Source organism: Ramlibacter henchirensis (assembly GCF_004682015.1).
GTDB classification, from domain to species: domain Bacteria; phylum Pseudomonadota; class Gammaproteobacteria; order Burkholderiales; family Burkholderiaceae_C; genus Ramlibacter; species Ramlibacter henchirensis.
This window is the reverse complement of the sequence record NZ_SMLM01000003.1, coordinates 1-18,000: the sequence shown is the minus strand read 5'-3', so window position 1 is coordinate 18,000 and position 18,000 is coordinate 1. Positions and strand designations below refer to the sequence as shown.

General features: G+C 69.6%; 17 protein-coding genes. 9 read left to right on the top strand and 8 right to left on the bottom strand.

The genetic code is table 11. The features are described 5' to 3' along the window. Positions 1 to 13: 13 nt before the first annotated feature. From EZ313_RS18140 to cysS, 5 genes are read right to left on the bottom strand one after another with little or no spacing between them, the layout of a single operon-like run. Positions 14 to 997, bottom strand: a complete 984-nt coding sequence (locus tag EZ313_RS18140; protein ID WP_135264729.1) for a Bug family tripartite tricarboxylate transporter substrate binding protein — start codon at positions 995 to 997, stop codon at positions 14 to 16. Between the two features lie 39 nt (positions 998 to 1,036). Beyond that, positions 1,037 to 2,080: a tRNA lysidine(34) synthetase TilS gene (gene tilS, locus EZ313_RS18135; protein ID WP_135264728.1), complete on the bottom strand. Its 1,044-nt coding sequence runs from the start codon at positions 2,078 to 2,080 to the stop codon at positions 1,037 to 1,039. After that, entirely contained in the window at positions 2,043 to 3,020 is a 978-nt protein-coding gene (locus EZ313_RS18130; protein ID WP_135264727.1) for an acetyl-CoA carboxylase carboxyltransferase subunit alpha, read from the bottom strand. Before EZ313_RS18130 ends, tilS begins: the two co-directional genes overlap by 38 nt. Positions 3,021 to 3,055: 35 nt before the next feature. Continuing rightward, positions 3,056 to 3,706 (bottom strand): DNA-3-methyladenine glycosylase family protein, encoded by a 651-nt coding sequence (locus tag EZ313_RS18125; protein WP_135264726.1) that lies wholly within the window; start codon positions 3,704 to 3,706, stop codon positions 3,056 to 3,058. Then, positions 3,706 to 5,079: a cysteine--tRNA ligase gene (gene cysS / locus EZ313_RS18120; protein ID WP_135264725.1), complete on the bottom strand. Its 1,374-nt coding sequence runs from the start codon at positions 5,077 to 5,079 to the stop codon at positions 3,706 to 3,708. The genes EZ313_RS18125 and cysS overlap by 1 nt, the downstream gene beginning before the upstream one ends. A gap of 157 nt (positions 5,080 to 5,236) precedes the next feature. Here cysS and EZ313_RS18115 point away from each other — a divergent pair, with 157 nt between their 5' ends. From EZ313_RS18115 to EZ313_RS18090, 6 genes are read left to right on the top strand one after another with little or no spacing between them, the layout of a single operon-like run. Beyond that, complete coding sequence (locus EZ313_RS18115; protein ID WP_135264724.1) at positions 5,237 to 6,319, top strand: nuclear transport factor 2 family protein; 1,083 nt, start codon at positions 5,237 to 5,239, stop codon at positions 6,317 to 6,319. A gap of 43 nt (positions 6,320 to 6,362) precedes the next feature. Beyond that, the gene (locus tag EZ313_RS18110) at positions 6,363 to 7,619 is read left to right on the top strand and encodes a L,D-transpeptidase family protein (RefSeq protein WP_135264723.1); all 1,257 of its coding nucleotides are present in this window, start codon (positions 6,363 to 6,365) and stop codon (positions 7,617 to 7,619) included. Beyond that, positions 7,619 to 8,293 (top strand): peptidylprolyl isomerase, encoded by a 675-nt coding sequence (locus EZ313_RS18105; RefSeq protein ID WP_420849330.1) that lies wholly within the window; start codon positions 7,619 to 7,621, stop codon positions 8,291 to 8,293. The genes EZ313_RS18110 and EZ313_RS18105 overlap by 1 nt, the downstream gene beginning before the upstream one ends. Positions 8,294 to 8,311: 18 nt before the next feature. After that, positions 8,312 to 8,818, top strand: a complete 507-nt coding sequence (locus EZ313_RS18100) for a peptidylprolyl isomerase (RefSeq protein WP_135264721.1) — start codon at positions 8,312 to 8,314, stop codon at positions 8,816 to 8,818. Positions 8,819 to 8,829: 11 nt separating this feature from the next. Further along, a complete protein-coding gene (locus EZ313_RS18095; RefSeq protein WP_135264720.1) occupies positions 8,830 to 9,597 on the top strand; it encodes a UDP-2,3-diacylglucosamine diphosphatase in 768 nt (255 codons plus the stop codon). Further along, complete coding sequence (locus tag EZ313_RS18090) at positions 9,597 to 10,349, top strand: M90 family metallopeptidase (protein ID WP_135264719.1); 753 nt, start codon at positions 9,597 to 9,599, stop codon at positions 10,347 to 10,349. The genes EZ313_RS18095 and EZ313_RS18090 overlap by 1 nt, the downstream gene beginning before the upstream one ends. A 7-nt stretch (positions 10,350 to 10,356) precedes the next feature. Here the strand turns inward: EZ313_RS18090 and EZ313_RS18085 are convergent, their stop codons facing one another. After that, positions 10,357 to 13,143, bottom strand: coding sequence for a DUF349 domain-containing protein (locus EZ313_RS18085; RefSeq protein WP_135264718.1), 2,787 nt, complete (start codon positions 13,141 to 13,143; stop codon positions 10,357 to 10,359). A gap of 747 nt (positions 13,144 to 13,890) precedes the next feature. On the opposite strand from EZ313_RS18085, the gene EZ313_RS18080 reads away from it, so the two are divergent. From EZ313_RS18080 to nrdR, 3 genes are all read left to right on the top strand, one after another. Further along, the gene (locus EZ313_RS18080) at positions 13,891 to 14,739 is read left to right on the top strand and encodes a lytic transglycosylase domain-containing protein (RefSeq protein WP_135264717.1); all 849 of its coding nucleotides are present in this window, start codon (positions 13,891 to 13,893) and stop codon (positions 14,737 to 14,739) included. 254 nt (positions 14,740 to 14,993) lie between these two features. Continuing rightward, on the top strand, positions 14,994 to 16,238 hold the full coding sequence (glyA, locus tag EZ313_RS18075) for a serine hydroxymethyltransferase (protein ID WP_135264716.1): 1,245 nt from the start codon (positions 14,994 to 14,996) through the stop codon (positions 16,236 to 16,238). A gap of 9 nt (positions 16,239 to 16,247) precedes the next feature. Beyond that, complete coding sequence (gene nrdR, locus EZ313_RS18070) at positions 16,248 to 16,697, top strand: transcriptional regulator NrdR (RefSeq protein ID WP_135264715.1); 450 nt, start codon at positions 16,248 to 16,250, stop codon at positions 16,695 to 16,697. A 3-nt stretch (positions 16,698 to 16,700) separates the two neighbouring features. Here the strand turns inward: nrdR and EZ313_RS18065 are convergent, their stop codons facing one another. Both EZ313_RS18065 and EZ313_RS18060 read right to left on the bottom strand, forming a co-directional pair. After that, the gene (locus EZ313_RS18065; RefSeq protein WP_135264714.1) at positions 16,701 to 17,225 is read right to left on the bottom strand and encodes a GspH/FimT family protein; all 525 of its coding nucleotides are present in this window, start codon (positions 17,223 to 17,225) and stop codon (positions 16,701 to 16,703) included. Positions 17,226 to 17,379: 154 nt separating this feature from the next. Then, positions 17,380 to 17,967, bottom strand: coding sequence for a GspH/FimT family pseudopilin (locus EZ313_RS18060; RefSeq protein WP_167772653.1), 588 nt, complete (start codon positions 17,965 to 17,967; stop codon positions 17,380 to 17,382). Positions 17,968 to 18,000: the final 33 nt, after the last annotated feature.

Below are 18,000 nucleotides of genomic sequence, written 5' to 3'. Positions count from 1 at the left end.
CGAGCGCGGGGCGTCAGTCGGCTTTTGCGCCGCTGTCCCGCACCACCTTGCCCAGGCGCTGCACGTCGGACTTGACCAGGGCGGCCAGTTCCTGCGGCGGCATGCCGCTGGGGTCCAGCCCCATGTCGGCGAAGCGCTTCTGGATCTCGGGCGTCTTGAGGTACTTGCTGATTTCGCTGTAGAGCCGGTCGATGATCGGCTGCGGGGTGCCGGCCGGCGCGAACACCGCCTGCCACGAACTCAGCTCGTAGCCGGTCAGCCCCTGCTCCGCGAAGGTGGGCACGTCGGGCGCGGCCTGCGAACGCCTGGACGTGGTCACGGCCAGCGGGCGCAGCTTGCCCGCCTTCATGTGCGGAATGGCGGTGGCGATGTTGTCGACGGCGACCGTGAGGTTGCCTCCCAGCAGGTCCGTCATCATCGGCCCGCTGCCCTTGTACGGGATGTGCTGCATCTGCACGCCGGCCATGCTCTTGAACAGCTCGCCCGAGATGTGCTGCGAAGTGCCGCTGCCCGCAGAGCCGAACGAGTACTTGTCGGGGCTGGCCTTGAGCAGCTTGATCAGGTCGGCCAGCGACTGCGCGGGCACGCTCGGATGCACCAGCAGCACGTTGGGCTGCGTGGCGTACATCGTGATCGGGGCGAAGCTGGTCGCCGGGTCGTACGACAGCTTCGAGTACAGCGAGGCGTTGATCGCGTGCGAGCTGATCGTGCCGCCGCCGATGGTGTAGCCGTCCGGCGCCGCCTTGGCGAGCTCGGCCGCGCCGATGGAGCCTCCCTGCCCCGCCTTGTTCTCCACGACGACGGGCTGCCCCAGCACCGGCGTGAGCCGTTCGGCCGCGATGCGGCCCAGGATGTCCGTGCTGCCGCCCGGCGCGAAGGGCACGATGTAGCGGATCGGCTTGTTCGGCCATCCCTGCTGCGAGAGCGCGGGGAACGCCACGATCGCGGCCGAGACGCCGCCGAGTTGCTTGAGTGCCGTGCGGCGGGTGATGGCCATCGTTCGTCTCCTGTGGGGTTGTCGCCCGGCATTCTTCTGTCAGCCGGTCCCAAAGCGCAACCGGGGACCATCCCGGAGGACGTACCCGGTCCCCACCTTCAGGCGCAGGCGATGGCCCCGCGTGGTGCAGTCGGCCACCTGGGCCAGCAGCTCATCGAGTTGCGCGGCGCTCGGCTGCTGCGAATGCGCGGTCCTGAGCCAGTAACGCAAAAGATTGCCTTGGCGTGCGGGCGAGAAACCCTGCAGCGAGGCGATGTCCGGCTCGCCGCCCATCGCCGCGAGATCGCCGGCCGCGACTTCGTCCAGCAATCGCTGGGCCTGGGCCGCATGCCGGGCGCTGCGCGGGAACGTCTCGCGAAAGGCGGGGAAGGCCCGTTCCAGCGCCGGCAGCAGTTCGTGGCGGATGCGGTTGCGCGTGTAGCGCGTGTCGGCGTTCGTCGGGTCCTCCACGAAGGCGATCGATTGTTCGCGGGCGAAGCGGCGCAGTTCGGGGCCGGGCACGGAGAGCAGCGGGCGCAGGAACACCGTGTCGTGCCGCTCGAATTTCGGCGGCATGGCGGCCAGCCCCGGCAGGCCGGCGCCGCGGCTGAGCGCCAGCAGCATCGTCTCGGCCTGGTCGTCCGCATGCTGGGCGAGCGCGACACACGTCAAGCCCGCTTCGCGTGCCGCATCGGCCAAGGCTTGGTAGCGCGCCCGGCGTGCCGCCTCCTCGGGACTCTCGCCGGAAGCAGCCCGTGCATCGACCCGGCGCACATGCAGCGGCACGCGAAGCGATTGGCAGGTTTGCTCGCAGTGATGCGTGAACGCATCGGCCGCCGCCTGCAGCCCATGGTGCACGTGGATCGCATGCACGGCGCCCGGCCACAGCCGCGCGGCGGCGTGCAGCAGCACCGTGGAATCGGCGCCGCCGCTGAAGGCGACGCCCAGGGGAAGCGGGGGATTCAGCGCCTGCAGCGGCGCCAGCGCGGGGTTCGGTCCCGGTGTATCAGGAAGACCGCCGCCCTGCGCGCGGCGGTGCTCTGAGCCTTGGGAGCGGCCCGGCGGCTCAGCGGGATTCGGCCTTGGTGTCGTTGAAGCGGCCATAGCTTTGCAGCCGCTCGTAGCGCCGGTCGAGGAGTTCGCGGGCCTTCAGGTCCGCCACCTGGCGCCAGGCATCGTTCAGCGCGCGCTTGAGGAACGCGGCCATCTGCTTGTGGTCGCGGTGGGCGCCGCCCACCGGCTCGTTGACGATCTTGTCCACCAGGCCCATGGCCTTGAGGCGGTGCGCCGTGATGCCCATCGCGTCGGCGGCGTCCTGCGCCTTCTCCGACGTCTTCCAGAGGATGGACGCGCAGCCCTCCGGGCTGATCACGGAGTAGATCGAGTACTGCAGCATCAGCACCTGGTCGGCCACCGCGATCGCGAGGGCGCCACCCGAGCCGCCCTCGCCGATCACCGTGGTGATGATGGGCACCTCGAGCTGGGCCATCTCGTAGATGTTGCGGCCGATCGCCTCGGACTGCCCCCGCTCCTCCGCGTCGATGCCGGGATAGGCCCCGGGCGTGTCGACGAAGGTGAACACCGGCAGCTTGAACTTCTCCGCCGTCTTCATCAGGCGCAGCGCCTTGCGGTAGCCCTCGGGCCGGCTCATGCCGAAGTTGCGCGCGGCGCGCTCCTTGGTGTCGCGGCCCTTCTGGTGGCCGAGCACCACGCAGGGGTTGCCGTTGAAGCGCGCCAGCCCGCCGACGATGGACAGGTCGTCGGCGAAGTGCCTGTCGCCGTGCAGTTCGATGAAGTCGGTGAAGATCTCGCCGACGTAGTCCAGCGTGTAGGGGCGCTCGGGATGGCGGGCGATCTTGGTGATCTGCCAGGGCGTGAGCTGGCTGTAGATGTCCTTGGTGAGCTGCAGGCTCTTGCGCGAGAGCTGGTCGATCTCCTCGGAGATGTCGACGGCGGACTCGGTCTGCACGTAGCGCAGCTCGTCGATCTTGGTCTCGAGCTCGGCGATCGGCTGCTCGAAATCCAGGAAGGTTCTCTTGGCCAAGCGGAAGGCTCCTCTCTTTTGCTTCTTTTGGCCCGTCAGTAGTCGACGGGCAGCGGGTCGAGCGACCGCCAAATATACCAAGTGGCCACGCTGCAGAAGGGCTCCCACGCCTGAGCCACCTCACGCGCCTCGCTGCGGCTGACCGGGTCGCCGGAGAAGTAGTTGCGGCTGATGCCGGTGATGAGGCCAACGTCGTCCAGCGGCAGCACGTTGGGGCGCATGAGGTGGAAGATGAGGAACATCTCCGCGGTCCAGCGGCCGATGCCGCGGATGCCCACCAGCTCGGTGATGATCTCCTCGTCGCTCATCGCCTTCCAGGACTCGACGTGGATGGCGCCGGAGTCGAAATGCAGCGCCAGGTCGACCAGGTACTCGATCTTGCGCGCGGACAGGCCCGCGGCCTGCATGTCGTCGACCTTGAGCTTGAGCACATTGGCCGGCGTCATCCGCCGCGGCAGCCGGGCGAAGCGGTCCCACACCGTCTGCGCCGCCTTCACCGAGATCTGCTGGCCCACGATGCTGCGCGCCAGCGTGGTGAAAGCGTCGCCGCGCGATTGCAGGCAGGAGTCGCCGAACTGGGGGATCAGGCGCTTCATCACGCGATCGCGCTTGGAGAGGTGCTTGCACGCGTCCGGCCAGTAGTCGGGGCGGGCGAATTCGACGGGCGAGCCGGTGGCGTCGGACATCAGGACGCGGCCTCCCACGTGGTGCCGGTGGGCGAATCCTTCAGCACGATGCCCTGCGCCAGCAGCTCGGCGCGGATGCGGTCGGCGGCCGCGAAGTCCTTGGCCTTCTTGGCGGCGGCGCGTTCCTCGATGCGGCGCAGGATGGTGGCCTCATCCAGCGAAGCGCCACTGCGCAGGAAGGCCTGCGGGTCGCCCTGCAGCAATCCCAGGCAAGCGCCCAGCGCCTTGAGCACGCCGGCGAGCTGCGGAGACTTGGTGCGGTTCACCTCGGCGGCTACGTCGAACAGCACGGCCACGGCCTCGGGCGTGCCGAAGTCGTTGTCCATTGCCGCCTTGAAGCGGGCCGCGTATGGGTCGGCCCAGTCGATGCTCACCGGGGCGGGCGGCGTCGAACCCAGCGCCGTGTAGAGCCGCCGCAGCGCGCCGCGTGCGTCCTCGAGATGGACGTCGCTGTAGTTCAGCGGGCTTCGGTAGTGCGCGCGGACGATGAAGAAGCGGATCGTTTCCGCATCGAACTTCTGCAGGACATCGCGGATGGTGAAGAAGTTGCCCAGCGACTTGGACATCTTCTCGTTGTCGATGTTGACGAAGCCGTTGTGCATCCAGAAGCGGGCCAGCGGCTTGCCGCTGGCGCCCTCGCTCTGGGCGATCTCGTTCTCGTGGTGCGGGAAAGTGAGATCGGCGCCGCCGCCGTGGATGTCGAAGGTTTCGCCCAGCAGCGCGCACGACATCGCCGAGCACTCGATGTGCCAGCCGGGTCGCCCGCGGCCAAAGTCGCTGTCCCACTGCGCGTCCTGCGGCTCGGTGGGCTTGGCGGCCTTCCACAGCACGAAGTCCAGCGGGTCCTCCTTGCCTTCGAGCACCGCGACTCGTTCGCCCGCATGCAGCTCGTCCAGCGACTTGCCGGAGAGCTTGCCGTAGCCGGCGAAGCGCCGCACCGCGTAGTTGACGTCGCCGCCGCTGCGATAGGCCAGGCCCTTCTCCTCGAGCCTGCGCACGATGTCCAGCATCTGCGGCACGTAGTCGGTGGCGCGCGGATCGTGCGTGGGCCGCTCGATGCCCAGGGCGTCGAAGTCGCGATACATCTCGGCAGTCATCCGGTCGGTCAGCTGCCGCACGGGCTCGTTGTTCTCCACCGCGCGGCGGATGATCTTGTCGTCGATGTCCGTGATGTTGCGCACGAAGGTGACGCGAAAGCCGGACGCCTTCAGCCAGCGCTGCACCAGGTCGAAGGCGACGCTGGAGCGGGCGTGGCCCACGTGGCACAGGTCGTAGACGGTGATGCCGCACACGTACATGCGCACGTGGCCCGCTTGCAGCGGTGCGAAGTCCTCCAAGGCACGCGTCAGCGTGTTGTAGATGCGCAGGCTCATGGATCTTCGGGACGACCTGCGCTGCCTTCGGGCGGCGCGAGTTCGGGAGGGTTCTCGCTGTCTTTTCCCGGGCTTGCGGTCGAGGTGCCCGGTACAATCGGCCCGCAGTATATAGCCCTGCCCGGGCCGTTCCGCACGCGCTTTTCTCGAGGCCTCCATGTCGCACGCCCGCCGCCTTCATGTCCCGCGCAAGCTGCGCCTGCTCGCCCTGGTGGCCGCGCTTGCGGCGCCCGCGCTGGTGTTCGCCGACGACTACGGCGACGTCAACCAGCTGCTGCGCAACGGCCGCCACACCGAAGCGCTGGCGAAAGCCGACCAGTTCCTCGCCGCCAAGCCGCGCGACCCGCAGATGCGCTTCACGCGCGGCGTCATCCTCACCGAGGCGGGCCGCACGAACGAGGCGATCACCGCTTTCGTCAAGCTCACCGAGGACTATCCCGAGCTGCCCGAGCCGTACAACAACCTCGCGGTCCTGTACGCGGGGCAAAGCCAATTCGACAAGGCGCGTGCGGCGCTCGAGATGGCGATCCGCACCAACCCCAGCTATGCCACGGCGCACGAGAACCTGGGCGACGTGTACGCCAAGCTTGCCAGCCAGGCGTACAGCAAGGCACTGCAGCTGGATTCGAACAACACCGCGGTGCAGCCCAAGCTGGCGCTGATCCGCGAGCTGTTCTCGCCGGGCGCGCGCGGCGTCAAGCCGACGTCGCCCGCCGCGGCGGCTCCCGCGGCGGCGCCGGCCACGACGGTTGCCAAGGCGCCCGCCGCTGCGCCCGCGCCGGCTGCCACAACGCCGGCTGCGCCGGCTGCAGCAGCCCCCGCCCCCGCTCCGACCACCGTCGCGAAGGCGCCCGCAGCAGCGCCCTCGCCTTCCCCCGCCGCACCCGCGGCTGCAGGCACCGCCTCCAAGGAAGTCGAAGCCGCCGTCAACGCATGGGCCCGCGCATGGTCCACGAAGGACATGGCGGCCTACCTCGGCTCCTACGGCAAGGAGTTCGATCCGCCCGGCAGCCAGTCGCGCAAGGCCTGGGAAGAGGAGCGCCGCGACCGCATCGTGGGCAAGTCGCGCATCTCGGTGCGGGTCTCGGACATCGCAGTCAACGTCGAGGGCGACAAGGCCACCGCCCGCTTCCGGCAGGCCTACAGCGCCGACGCGCTGAACGTCACCGGCCGCAAGACGCTCGAACTTCAGAAGGTCGAAGGCCGCTGGCTGATCGTGCGCGAGAGCACCGGCGCCTGACACGCCAGCCGCGCCGTTCGCCGCGCGCCCAAGGTCCGCAGTCTTGAACTTCCGTTTCCCGTCCGCCTGGCCGCGCCCCGTCCACCTGCTCGCGGCCTGCGCGTGCCTCGCGATCGCGTGGCCGCATCCCTCGGAGTCGGCGACGCGCAAGGCGAAGACAGCGGTCAAGGCGGTGCAACCCGCTCCCCAGGACGGCCAGGCGGAAGCGCGCCTGATCTCGATCTACCGGCGGGTCGGTTCGGGCCAGGTGAGCGAAGCCCTGGCGGAGGCCGAGGCGCTGGTGCGCGACCATCCCAATTTCCAGCTGGCGCAACTGGTGTACGGCGACCTGCTCGCCTCGCGTGCGCGCCCGGTGCGGGGCCTCGGCGACGTGCCCGAAGTGGCCGGCCCGAACGGCGCGCAGCTGCTGTCCGAGCTGCGCGAGGAGTCGCAGCTGCGCCTGCGCGCGCTGCGCGAGCGGCCGCCGGCGGGCACCGTGCCCGCGCAGTTCCTGCAGCTTTCGCCGCGCAGCCGGCATGCGATCGCGGTCGATACATCGCGCGCGCGCCTGTACCTTTTCGAGAACAGCGCCTCGGGGCTGAAGCTGCTGGCCGACTACTACATCTCCGTCGGGCGCTCGGGCACCGACAAGTCGGCCGAAGGCGACCTGCGCACGCCGCTGGGCGTCTACTACGTCACCAGCAACCTCGACCCGAAGACGCTGAAGGACTTCTACGGCGTCGGCGCGCTGCCGATCAACTACCCCAACCCGTACGACGCGCGCCGCGGCAAGACCGGCGGCGGCATCTGGCTGCACGGCACGCCGCCCACCCAGTTCTCGCGCGCGCCCAAGGCCACCGACGGTTGCGTCGTGCTGGCCAACCCGGACCTGGAACGCATCATCCGCACCGTCGAGGTTCGCAGCACGCCGGTGGTGATCGCCTCCTCGCTGCAATGGGTGGCGCCGCAGCAGCTGCAGTCCGATGCGCGGCCGTTCGGTGATGCGCTGGCCGCCTGGCGCGCCGCGCGATCGAGCGGCGAAGTCGATCGCGTGCTGCCGTTCTACGCGCCCGACTTCTCGGCCGCCGGCAAGAGCGTGGCCGAGTGGATGCCGCAGCTGCGGTCGGAATTGCAGCGCACGCGCGGCAAGGACGTGCAGCTCAAGGACGTTTCCATCCTGCGCTGGACCGACTCGGCCGACACCATGGTGGTAACCTTTGGCGAGGTGCCCGCGGGCGCCCGCACCGGCCCCGTCAAGCGCCAGTACTGGATGCGCGTCGGGACCCAGTGGAAGATCTTTTTCGAAGGAGTGATCGGTTGATCCCAGCAGTGACGCGCCGCGCGGCGGCCTTTCTCGTCGTTGGCCTGGCCGCCTGCAGCGGTGCCTGGGCGCAGCAGGCGCCCAAGGTGAAGTTCAGCACCAGCGCCGGTGACTTCGTCGTCGAGGTCTATCCCGACAAGGCGCCAAAGACGGTCGAGAACTTCCTGCAGTACGTGCGCGACAAGCACTACGACGGCACGATCTTCCATCGCGTGATCGACAACTTCATGGTCCAGGGCGGCGGCTACGACTCGCGCTACGTGCAGAAGCCCACGCGGCCCCCGGTGGCGCACGAAGGCCGGCAGGCGCTGGCCAAGGGCGGGCAGAAGAACCAGGTCGGCACGCTCGCGATGGCGCGCACCAACGACCCGAACTCCGCCACGTCGCAGTTCTTCATCAACGTCAAGGACAACGCGTTCCTGGACCCGGTGCCGATCCCGCCCGGCGACCCGGTGCCGCGGTTCGAGTACCAGGGCCGCGTGTACGAGAAGGTGCCGCGCGCGCAGCTGGAAGGCGCGCCGCAGCTGTACGGCTACACGGTGTTCGGCAAGGTGGTCAGCGGCATGGACGTGATCGAGAAGATCAAGGCCATGCCCACGGGCGCGGGCGGTCCCTTCCCGAGCGACGTGCCCAAGACCCCGGTGGTGATCCAGTCGGCCACCCTGGTGAAGTAAGGAACAGGAGATAAGAGCATGGCCAATCCCAAGGTCGAACTGCACATCGCCGGCTACGGCGTCGTCACGCTGGAGCTGGACCAGGCCAAGGCGCCCAAGTCCGTCGAGAACTTCCTGTCGTACGTGCGCAAGGGCCACTACGACGGCACGATCTTCCACCGCGTGATCAGCGGCTTCATGGTCCAGGGCGGCGGCTTCCAGCCGGGCATGAATCAGAAGCCGACCGACGCGCCGATCGAGAACGAGGCCAACAACGGGCTGAAGAACGACGAGTACACCGTGGCGATGGCGCGCACCAACGCGCCCCATTCGGCGACGGCGCAGTTCTTCATCAACGTCGCCGACAACGACTTCCTCAACCACACGGCGCCGAGCGCGCAGGGCTGGGGCTACGCGGTGTTCGGCAAGGTGGTCGGCGGGAAGGACATCGTCGACCGCATCAAGGGCGTCAAGACCGGCCGCAAGGGCTTCCATGACGACGTGCCGCAGCAGGACGTGGTCATCGAGAAGGCCGTCGCCCTCTGACGCCCGCGCCGGTGGCGCCGCCCTCCGCGTTCGAGCTGAAGGCCGGGCCCTCCTGGCGCTCGGTCGACATCATCTCCGACCTGCACCTGCAGGACAGCGAGCCCGCCACCTTCGAGGCCTGGCGGCGCTTCATGGCGGCCGCCGGCGCCGACGCCGTGATCATCCTCGGCGACCTGTTCGAGGCCTGGCCGGGCGATGACGTGCTGCAGTCGCCCGGCTTTCTCGCCGAATGCGCGGGCGTGCTGCGTTCGGCGTCCGAAAAGCGCGCCGTCTTCTTCATGCACGGCAACCGCGACTTCCTGGTCGGCGAAGCTTTCGCGCAGTCCACCGGCGTTCGGCTGCTGCCGGATCCGGCGGTGCTGGAGTTCGGCACGCATCGATGGCTCCTCAGCCACTCTGACGCTCTGTGCCTCGGGGACACCGAGTACCTGCAGTTCCGTGCGCAGGTCCGTGACCCCGCATGGCAACGCGAGCTGCTGGCCCGCCCGCTGGCCGAGCGCCAGGCCCTCGCACGCTCGCTGCGCGCGCGCAGCGAAGACCGCAAGCGCTCCGGCGCGAGCTATGCGGACGTCGATTCCGAAGAAGCCCGTGCCTGGTTGAACGCCGCCGGCGCCACGACGCTGGTGCACGGCCACACGCACCGTCCGGGCGAACACGATCTTGGCGGTGGCCTGCGCCGCATCGTGCTCACCGACTGGGACCTGCAGGCGCACCCGCCGCGCGCGCAGGCGCTGCGCCTTTCGCTGGACGGCGGCGCGCGGCGCATCCCGCTCGCCTGATGTTCGGCTGGTGGCGGCGGCGCGCTGCGCGCCCGATCCCGGAGCCGCTCTGGCAGGACGTGCTCTCCGCATATCCCTTCCTGCGCGACCGCTCCGATGCGGATCTCGTGCACGTGCGCGAACTGGCCGCCCGCTTCCTGCACGACAAGGAGTTCCACGGCGCACAGGGCCTTGTGATCACCGACTCGATGGCGCTGGCCATCGCGGCGCAGGCCGTGCTGCCCGTGCTGCACCTCGGCCTGGATTGGTACGACGACTTCGTCGGCATCGTCGTGCATGCCGACCAGGTCGTCGCCCGCCGCACCTCGCAGGACGAGGTGGGCGTGGTGCACGAATGGGAGGAGGTGCTCGCCGGCGAGGCCATGGAGCGCGGGCCGGTGATGCTCAGCTGGAAGGACGTGCAGCAGGCCGGCGCATCGGCCGACCAGGGCTACAACGTCGTGATCCACGAGTTCATCCACAAGATCGACATGCGTGACGGCGCGCCGGACGGCTGCCCGCCGATGCTCGCGAGCCGCCGCAAGGCCTGGCTCGGCGTGATGCAGGCCGAGTACGAGCGCTTCCGCGAACAGGTCGTCATCGCCGAGCGCTTCGGCGGCGAGCCGACCTGGCTCGACCCATACGGCGCCGAGAACATCGGCGAGTTCTTCGCGGTGGCGGGCGAAGCCTATTTCGTCAACCGCGCCAGCTTCGCCACGGGGTTCCCGGCGCTGCTGGCGCTGTTCGACGGCTTCTTCCGGCCGCGGCCCTAGCCGCGCGTCAGCGCAGGAGCACCTTCAGGACGTTCTGCAGGCGCCGCGCCACGGCGGGGTTGGATGCGGTGGCCAGCACGCGCGCGGTGTCCTCGCCCCAGGTCTGGGCCGGGGAAGGATCGTTGCGGCGCGTGAGCAGATGCAGCTGCATGCGGCGCCGCGCGTCCAGCTGGTCGGCCGGCGTCGGGGCTTCGGCCGCGATCTCCAGGCGCAGCAGCGCCTCGCCCGGATCGCCTGCAGGCTCCGCCTGCAGCGCCTTGACCCAGCTGCCCCGGATCGCGGGCGACACCGCGCGGCCCAGTTCGCTCTGGCTGGGCACCTGGTCCGCGGACCGCTGCTCCCAGGCCGAGAGCAGCTGCGTCAACGCCTCGCCGTGCGCCTGCGCGGCGAGCTTCTTGAGCGTCTGCTGCGCGTGTTCCAGCGCTTCGCGCTGCGCGCGGAAAGCCACGTCGCCGAGGCGCGGGCCACGGTCCTCCTGCGGGCGGTCGCCGAAGCGGCCGGGAGAACGGGTATCGCGGCCCGAGCGGTCGCCACCCCGGTCGCCGGGACGGCCGGCGCCGGGCGCACCGCGCCGGTCGCCGAACTTGCCGCCGCGGCCCATGGGCGCGGGTTCGGTCTTCTTCATGCCGGGACGGTCGTCGCCGCGCATCGCGATGACGGGCTTGGGAGCGGCCTTCGCGGGCGCGGGCGCCGCGGCGGGCGCCGCCTCGCCTTCAGCAGCAGCCTCGGGGTCAGCGGGCTCGGCGCCTTCGGCTTCGGTCGCGGCCTCGGTGGGCGCCGTCCCTTCGGTGGGCTGCGCGTCGGCGCGGGCCTTGTCGGCCTGCGCCTGGGCCTGCCCCTTCAGCGCGGCGTCCAGCGCGGACATCGCGGCGCGGATCTTGTGGGCGTCGCCACCCGCGTTGGCCGCCTCCAGCGCCTTGGACGCCTCGAGCACCGCGCGATCGCGCTCGCTCAGCGCCGCCGCGGCGCGCTCGCGGTCCTCGGTCTTGCGCTGGAAGGCATCGTCGATCGGCTTGCGGAACGCGTCCCACAGCTTCTGTTCGTGCTTGCGGTCCAGCGGCACCGCCTGCGCCTCCGCCTGCCAGCGCTGCTGCAGCGCCTTGACGGCGTCGATGCGCAGCTGCGGCGCCGCGCCCAGCGCCTTGGCCTCCTCGATCATCGCGTGCCGGCGCTCCAGGCTCTGCTTCTGCACCGCGGCCAGCGGGGCCTCGGCCGCCTGGATCGCCTGCTTCCACAACGGCTGCAGTTCGGCGAACGCCTTTTCGCTCAGGTGGCCGGCTTCGCGCCAGCGCGTCTCGAACTGGTGGATGACGCGGTTGAAGCCCTTCCAGTCGCCGTTCAGGGCCGTGGTGTTCTGACCGGCCCAGGCCTGGACTTCCTCGATCAGCGCCACGCGCTGCGCCCGGTGGTCGGCCGCCTCGGCCTTCATCTTGTCCAGCCAGGCCTCGACCACCTTGTAGGCCTCGTTGCAGGCTTCGTCGAAGCGCTTCCACAGCGCGTGGTTGGGCGGGCCGCCCTGGTCGACCAGCTTCCACTGCTCGCGCAATGCGCGCAGCTGCTCCTGCATCTTGCGGCCGCCGTATTTGGGCTTGCGCACCGCGGGCTCGGGCTCGGCAGGCGCCGCGGCTTCAGGGGCCGCTTCGCCTTCCGCGGGCGCTGACGCCGGTGTCGGCGCCGGGGCCGCCTCGAACAGGCCTTCGGCCTTGGCCACCAGCTCCTGCCGCAGCTGGTCGGCGCGCCAGCGCTGCCAGCCTTCCAGCTCGCCGGCCGACGCCAGCAGCGCGTGGGCCTGGTTCTCCAGCTTGTCCTCGAGCAGCTTGCCGTGCTCCTTGAGCGCGGCGCGAAGGGCGGCGGCGGCGCCGGAGGTGCCCTTTCCGTGGCCTTGGGCGATCTCCTGCTCCAGCCGGCCGATCGCGGCCGTGACCGCCTCGGCCGCCTTGGCCTTGAGCTCCGGGTCGGCCTTGGGCCGCGCGGGCTTGGCAGGGGCGGGCTCGACCGGCAAGCCGCGCGCGTTGCGCAGTTCATCGGCCCAGACCGGCACCGGCGGCAGCGGCGCCGCGGGGTCGGCGTCGGCTGCGACAGCCTGCGCCAGCGCGCTCTGGAAAGCGTCCCAGACCACCTGCAGCTGGCTGCGCGAGGCCTCCAGCAGGGGCGGGAAGCGCGAGTCCACGCTGGGCCAGTTCGGGTCTTCGAGCAGCGCCTGGGCCTGCGTCTGCCATTCGGGCACGTCGGCGCGCAGCGCGTCGGCGGCGGCCTGGGCGTCGCGCCAGGACTTGGTCGACAGCACCTCGATCCGCTGCGCCAGCAGCACGGCCGCCTCTCGCTGCACCTGCACCCGGTGCTGGAGGTCCTCAATGCCCTTGACGCGGTCGGCCAGCTTCGCCTTGAGGCCGGCGAGCGGCTCGCGGCTGAGGGGAGCGCCGGCCTTGGCCGCGTCGCGCTGCCAGGCCATGGCGTCGGCGATGTTCAGCCGGGGCTGCTCGAGCAGGCCCTGGGCCTTCTGCGACCATTCGGCGGCGATGGCTTCCTGGCCGCGGGCGCGCTTGAGCTCGTCGAGCTTCTCGCGCACCGCCCGCGCCGCGCCCTTGTCGCGGGCGCTCAGCTCCCGGTACACCTCCTGCATCTGCTCGGCGCTCGGGTTGGCGGCAAGCCATTCGCGCACGCGAGAGGCACGCTCGCCCGAGGTGGGCGCCGAGAACGCGCCGCCGGTGAGCGCATCGAGGGCCTGGCTGTCGGGGGATTTGAGACTGGCTTGGGTCACTTCTGTTGGTCTGAAAAAAACACGCCCTCGCATCGCGGGGGCCGGCCCGTATTCTCGCCCCGATTGAAGCAGGCGCCCGCGAACGCGGAAAAGCGAGCGCCCGGCAGGCGGTTTTCGAGCCGGTCTGCCGCGCAAAAGAGAAAGCCCGGCAGGCGGCCTGAAGCCAGCCTGCCGGGCTTGACGGCGGCGCGAGTCCGGCCGTCTGGGCGTACCGCGGGAGAAGAGGGTCCCGACGGCACCGGGAGCAAGGGATTGCCCCCAGGAAAGACCGGAACGGGGCGCCGAAGCGAAACCATCCCGGTACAAGGGCCCGATCACTCGGGTGCCTCCAAGTTAGGTAGTTCCCCCAATCATTTCAAGCCCCGTTTTTCAATGACGGCGGGTGCGCTGATTTAGCGCGTTGCATTGACAAGCGTGTCGCCGGGCGTCGAACGTCTCCTGTTGTACGACGCGTCCGACGAGAGCGGGCGCTTCTGTCCGACTTTCCTGCGGCCGAGCCAGCCCGTAAATTTCTGCTTCTACCCGCAAGCAGTTGCATAAGCGCTGACACTCTTATTCTTGACCGGTTATTTGGCGGCCTTCTAGAATCCGCCCGTCCCTTCCCGCTGACCTAGGGACACCCCGACCCGCTGCCGAACCCGGCGAAGTCGAATCACCGTTGCAGGCCCTGGCAAGGGCTGCGGTCTTTCGATGGCGTACCAATCCAAACGAGGAGCCTCCAGGCCCCCAGTGCCCCCGGGCACACAGGACCGAAGGCCCCACGCGTAGAAAGGAAGTGCTATGACAGCGTCAGGAGAAGTGGTGCGACGCACCACCAGGCTGGCCCAGGGCCTGCGGACCTTCGCGGCGGACATCGCCGAAGGTTTCTTCGATATCACGCACAACGGACTGGCCGTGCTCGGCGTCGCCGTCGTCGTCGCGCTGGCGGCGCTGGTTGCGCGTCCCGACCTGCGCCAGGTGGGCGAAAGCCAGCTCATGAGCTGGCTGCAGGCCCGCCAAGTGGAAGCGCTGGGGCTGGTGCCCGAACTGGACGCCATCGACCGCGCGACGGCCGCCAACCCCAAGGACCTGCCCAAGCAGCAGGCCGCCGTGGCTTATTGGTTGAGCAAGAAGTACCGGGTGGCTCCGGAGCCGCTCAGCGCGCTGGTGGCCGAGGCCTACGACACCGGCCGCCGCGCCAAGCTGGAGCCGACGCTGATCCTGGCCGTGATGGCCATCGAGTCCGGCTTCAACCCGTTCGCCCAGAGCCCGGTGGGCGCCCAGGGCCTGATGCAGGTGATGACGGGCATCCACAGCGACAAGTACGAGGTCTTCGGCGGCAAGCTGGCGGCCTTCGATCCGGTGACCAACCTGCGCGTGGGCGTGAAGGTGCTGCAGGAGTGCATCCAGCGCGCCGGCTCGCTGCAGGCCGGGCTGAAGTTCTACGTGGGCGCCGCCCATCTGCCGGACGACGGCGGCTACGCCGACAAGGTCCTGGCCGAGTACGCGCGTCTGCAGCAGGTGGCCGCCGGGCGGGCCGTTCCTGTGATCACGCCCGCCCCGCCCGCCATCCGCACGATGGCGCCCACGCCGGCGGCGCCCGAGGCCGCCGCCCCGGCCGATCCGCAGAAGGTCGCTGCCTTCTATTGAAGCTGTTCGGCCGCGCCCGGTCTCCCCGGCACGGCCCCTCGGCTACACTTTCCCCGTACGCGACTGGCGATAGGCGCGGCGCCCCAAGGGGGTGGCCCGCGCTGACGTGGGACACCACTGGGAAGCGTACCGCGGGTAGATGACGTTGCGCCGCGCGCGATCGCGCCAGGGCGCCGCTCCTTTCCCCGCGATCCGCCGTTCGCCTGGGCAGCCCTTGTGCATCACAAGGACCATAAGTCTGGAAGGACTGCCGCATGTACCACCGCAACATCCTCATCGAGCAAACCGACCCCGAGCTGTGGGCGGCGATCACCGCCGAGAACCGCCGCCAGGAAGAACACATCGAGCTGATCGCCAGCGAGAACTACGCCTCGCCGGCCGTCATGGCCGCCCAGGGCACGCAGCTGACCAACAAGTACGCCGAGGGCTACCCCGGCAAGCGCTACTACGGCGGCTGCGAGAACGTCGACGTGGCCGAGCAGCTGGCCATCGACCGCGTCAAGCAGCTGTTCAGGGCGGACGCGGCCAACGTGCAGGCGCACTCGGGCGCGCAGGCCAACGAGGCGGTGTTCCTGGCCTTCCTCAAGCCCGGCGACACCATCATGGGCATGAGCCTGGCCGAGGGCGGACACCTGACCCACGGCATGTCGCTGAACATGAGCGGCAAGTGGTTCAACGTGGTCAGCTACGGCCTGGACGCCCGAGAGGCGATCGACTACGACGCGATGGAGCGCAAGGCGCGGGAGACCCGCCCCAAGCTGATCATCGCCGGCGCCTCGGCCTATTCGCTGCGCATCGACTTCGAGCGGTTCGCCCGCGTCGCGAAGGAGATCGGCGCCATCTTCATGGTCGACATGGCCCACTACGCCGGCCTGATCGCCGCCGGCGTCTACCCGAACCCGGTGCCGCACGCCGACGTGGTGACCTCCACGACCCATAAGAGCCTGCGCGGTCCGCGCGGCGGCATCATCCTGATGAAGGCCGAGCACGAGAAGGCGATCAACAGCGCCATCTTCCCCGGCCTGCAGGGCGGGCCGCTGATGCACGTCATCGCCGCCAAGGCCGTCGCCTTCAAGGAGGCGCTGTCGCCCGAGTTCAAGGCCTACCAGGAACAGGTGGTCCGCAATGCGCGGGTCATGGCCGAGACGCTGGTCGAGCGCGGTCTTCGCATCGTGAGCGGCCGCACCGAGAGCCACGTCATGCTGGTGGACCTGCGCGCCAAGGGCATCACCGGCAAGGAAGCCGAGGCGGTGCTGGGCCAGGCGCACATGACGATCAACAAGAACGCCATCCCGAACGATCCCGAGAAGCCCATGGTCACCAGCGGCGTCCGGATCGGCACGCCGGCCCTGACGACGCGCGGCTTCAAGGAAGAAGAGACCCGCCAGACGGCCCACCTGATCGCCGACGTCCTGGACAGGCCGCGCGATGAAAACAACATCGCCGCGGTCCGCGAGAAGGTGAACGCCCTCACCCGCCGCTTCCCGGTCTACCGCTAGGAACGCGATATGAAGTGCCCCTTCTGCGGCAACGCCGACACCCAGGTGGTCGAGACCCGGGTGTCCGAGGACGGGGACTTCATCCGCCGCCGGCGCCAGTGCGCCGACTGCGAGAAGCGCTTCACCACCTACGAGCGGCCGGAGGTGAACTTCCCGGCCGTGGTCAAGAAGGACGGCCGCCGCATCGACTACCAGCGCGGCAAGCTGCTGGCCTCGATGAACCTGGCGCTGCGCAAGCGGCCGGTGAGCACCGAGCAGGTCGACGCCGCCATGGAGCGCATCGAGGAAAAGCTGCTGACGCTGGGCCTGCGTGAGATCCCGAGCTCGCGGCTTGGCGAACTGGTGATGCGCGAGCTCAAGAAGCTGGACAAGGTGGCCTACGTGCGCTTCGCCAGCGTCTACCGCAGCTTCGAGGACATCGACGAGTTCAAGACGCTGGTCGACGAGGTCCGGCGCTAGGCGTCACAGGCACTCGCTGGCGCTCGCCTTGCCCAGGCGCGCTCTCCCGGTGGCGCTCAGCGTCACCTGACGGACGGCCGTCAGGCCCGCCCGCTGTTGACACGCCGTCAGCGTGCCGGCCTGGAAAGCACCGCCTATGGTGCGGGGCGCGCCCAAGGATGAAAACGAGATGTACCGGGCGACCTGCAGGTTGCCGGTGAAACGCACGTGCGGTCCGAGAGCCTGCGCCTTCTGGATCACCTCTTCCCCGGGCTCGACAAGCGCGTTGTTGTTGGCGTCGTGGAAGGTGATCCAGCCTTGTTCCCAGCCCCCGCTGTCGCTGCAGGCAGCTCCATTGGCGGATTTGCACAGCACGACCGGGCTGCCGCGCTTGATCGCCTCGCTGCGCGCCAGGCCGAGCGTGGCCAGCATCGTCATCGCTGCGTGATCCAGCTGCCTGGTTTCGGTGGCGCGGCGAAAGGAAGGAACACCGATGGCCAGCACGACCGCTGCGACGGCCAGCGTCGCCGCCTGCTCCACCAGCGTCATGCCGCTCGAGCGCCGCTGGAACGCCGCGGCCGGCCCGCTGGCGGCAAGGCATGGAGAGAGCGAAGTAACAGGCGGTGCAGGCACCGCCTGAAGCTATTCGCGAGTCAGGCCTTCGACATCCCGAATCGGGAGGAGGCGCGGACGCCGGCGCTGCTTACGTGACGGGGCAGGTAGGCGCCGGTTCCTTGCCGAAACTCAGGCGGCCCGTCGCGAAGACGTCGATCTGCCGGGCATCGCCGCCGGCGGTCTGGCACAGGTTGAAGCGGCCTGTCTGGACGTTGTCCGATGCCGTGACCTTGGCCGACCCGTTGCCGGTATACGAGACGTAGTCGGCCAGGTTTCCGGTTCCCTGGAGGATGAAGGAGCCGCTGAGGGCGCCGACTTTCTCGATGATGGTTTCGCCGGCATCGACCGAGGCGGAATCGTTCGCGTCGAGGAACACGATCCAGCCCTGCTGCCAGTCGCCCGCCGTGGTGCAGCCGGCCTGGTCGGCCGACTTGCAGACCACCACCCGCACCTGACGCTTGATCGCCTCGGTGCGCGCCAGCATCAGGCTGGTCTGCAAGGCGCTGGTGTGCGACTTGAGCCGGTTCCTGGCGACCATGTCCCGCACGGACGGCGCCGCCACCCCGGCGAGAACGGCGGCGATCGCGATCGTCACCATCATCTCCGGCATGGTGAAGCCGCGGATCGCGCGGGCGGCGTGGCGCGGCATGGGGCGGCTGCACGCGTCGGTGGTCATGGGATGCCCGCTCATTGCTGCTTGAACCAGTAG

What these genes read in the sequence shown, in the direction of transcription:
- cysS (WP_135264725.1), bottom strand. Translation starts at nt 5,079, where the DNA reads ATGAGCCTGCGCATCTACAACACGCTGACGCGTGCCTTGGAGGACTTC.
- tilS (WP_135264728.1), bottom strand. Translation starts at nt 2,080, where the DNA reads ATGGCCGCTTCAACGACACCAAGGCCGAATCCCGCTGAGCCGCCGGGC.
- EZ313_RS18100 (WP_135264721.1), top strand. Translation starts at nt 8,312, where the DNA reads ATGGCCAATCCCAAGGTCGAACTGCACATCGCCGGCTACGGCGTCGTC.
- EZ313_RS18140 (WP_135264729.1), bottom strand. Translation starts at nt 997, where the DNA reads ATGGCCATCACCCGCCGCACGGCACTCAAGCAACTCGGCGGCGTCTCG.
- EZ313_RS18060 (WP_167772653.1), bottom strand. Translation starts at nt 17,967, where the DNA reads ATGACCACCGACGCGTGCAGCCGCCCCATGCCGCGCCACGCCGCCCGC.
- EZ313_RS18115 (WP_135264724.1), top strand. Translation starts at nt 5,237, where the DNA reads ATGTCGCACGCCCGCCGCCTTCATGTCCCGCGCAAGCTGCGCCTGCTC.
- nrdR (WP_135264715.1), top strand. Translation starts at nt 16,248, where the DNA reads ATGAAGTGCCCCTTCTGCGGCAACGCCGACACCCAGGTGGTCGAGACC.
- EZ313_RS18090 (WP_135264719.1), top strand. Translation starts at nt 9,597, where the DNA reads ATGTTCGGCTGGTGGCGGCGGCGCGCTGCGCGCCCGATCCCGGAGCCG.
- EZ313_RS18065 (WP_135264714.1), bottom strand. Translation starts at nt 17,225, where the DNA reads ATGACGCTGGTGGAGCAGGCGGCGACGCTGGCCGTCGCAGCGGTCGTG.
- EZ313_RS18080 (WP_135264717.1), top strand. Translation starts at nt 13,891, where the DNA reads ATGACAGCGTCAGGAGAAGTGGTGCGACGCACCACCAGGCTGGCCCAG.
- glyA (WP_135264716.1), top strand. Translation starts at nt 14,994, where the DNA reads ATGTACCACCGCAACATCCTCATCGAGCAAACCGACCCCGAGCTGTGG.
- EZ313_RS18125 (WP_135264726.1), bottom strand. Translation starts at nt 3,706, where the DNA reads ATGTCCGACGCCACCGGCTCGCCCGTCGAATTCGCCCGCCCCGACTAC.
- EZ313_RS18085 (WP_135264718.1), bottom strand. Translation starts at nt 13,143, where the DNA reads ATGCGAGGGCGTGTTTTTTTCAGACCAACAGAAGTGACCCAAGCCAGT.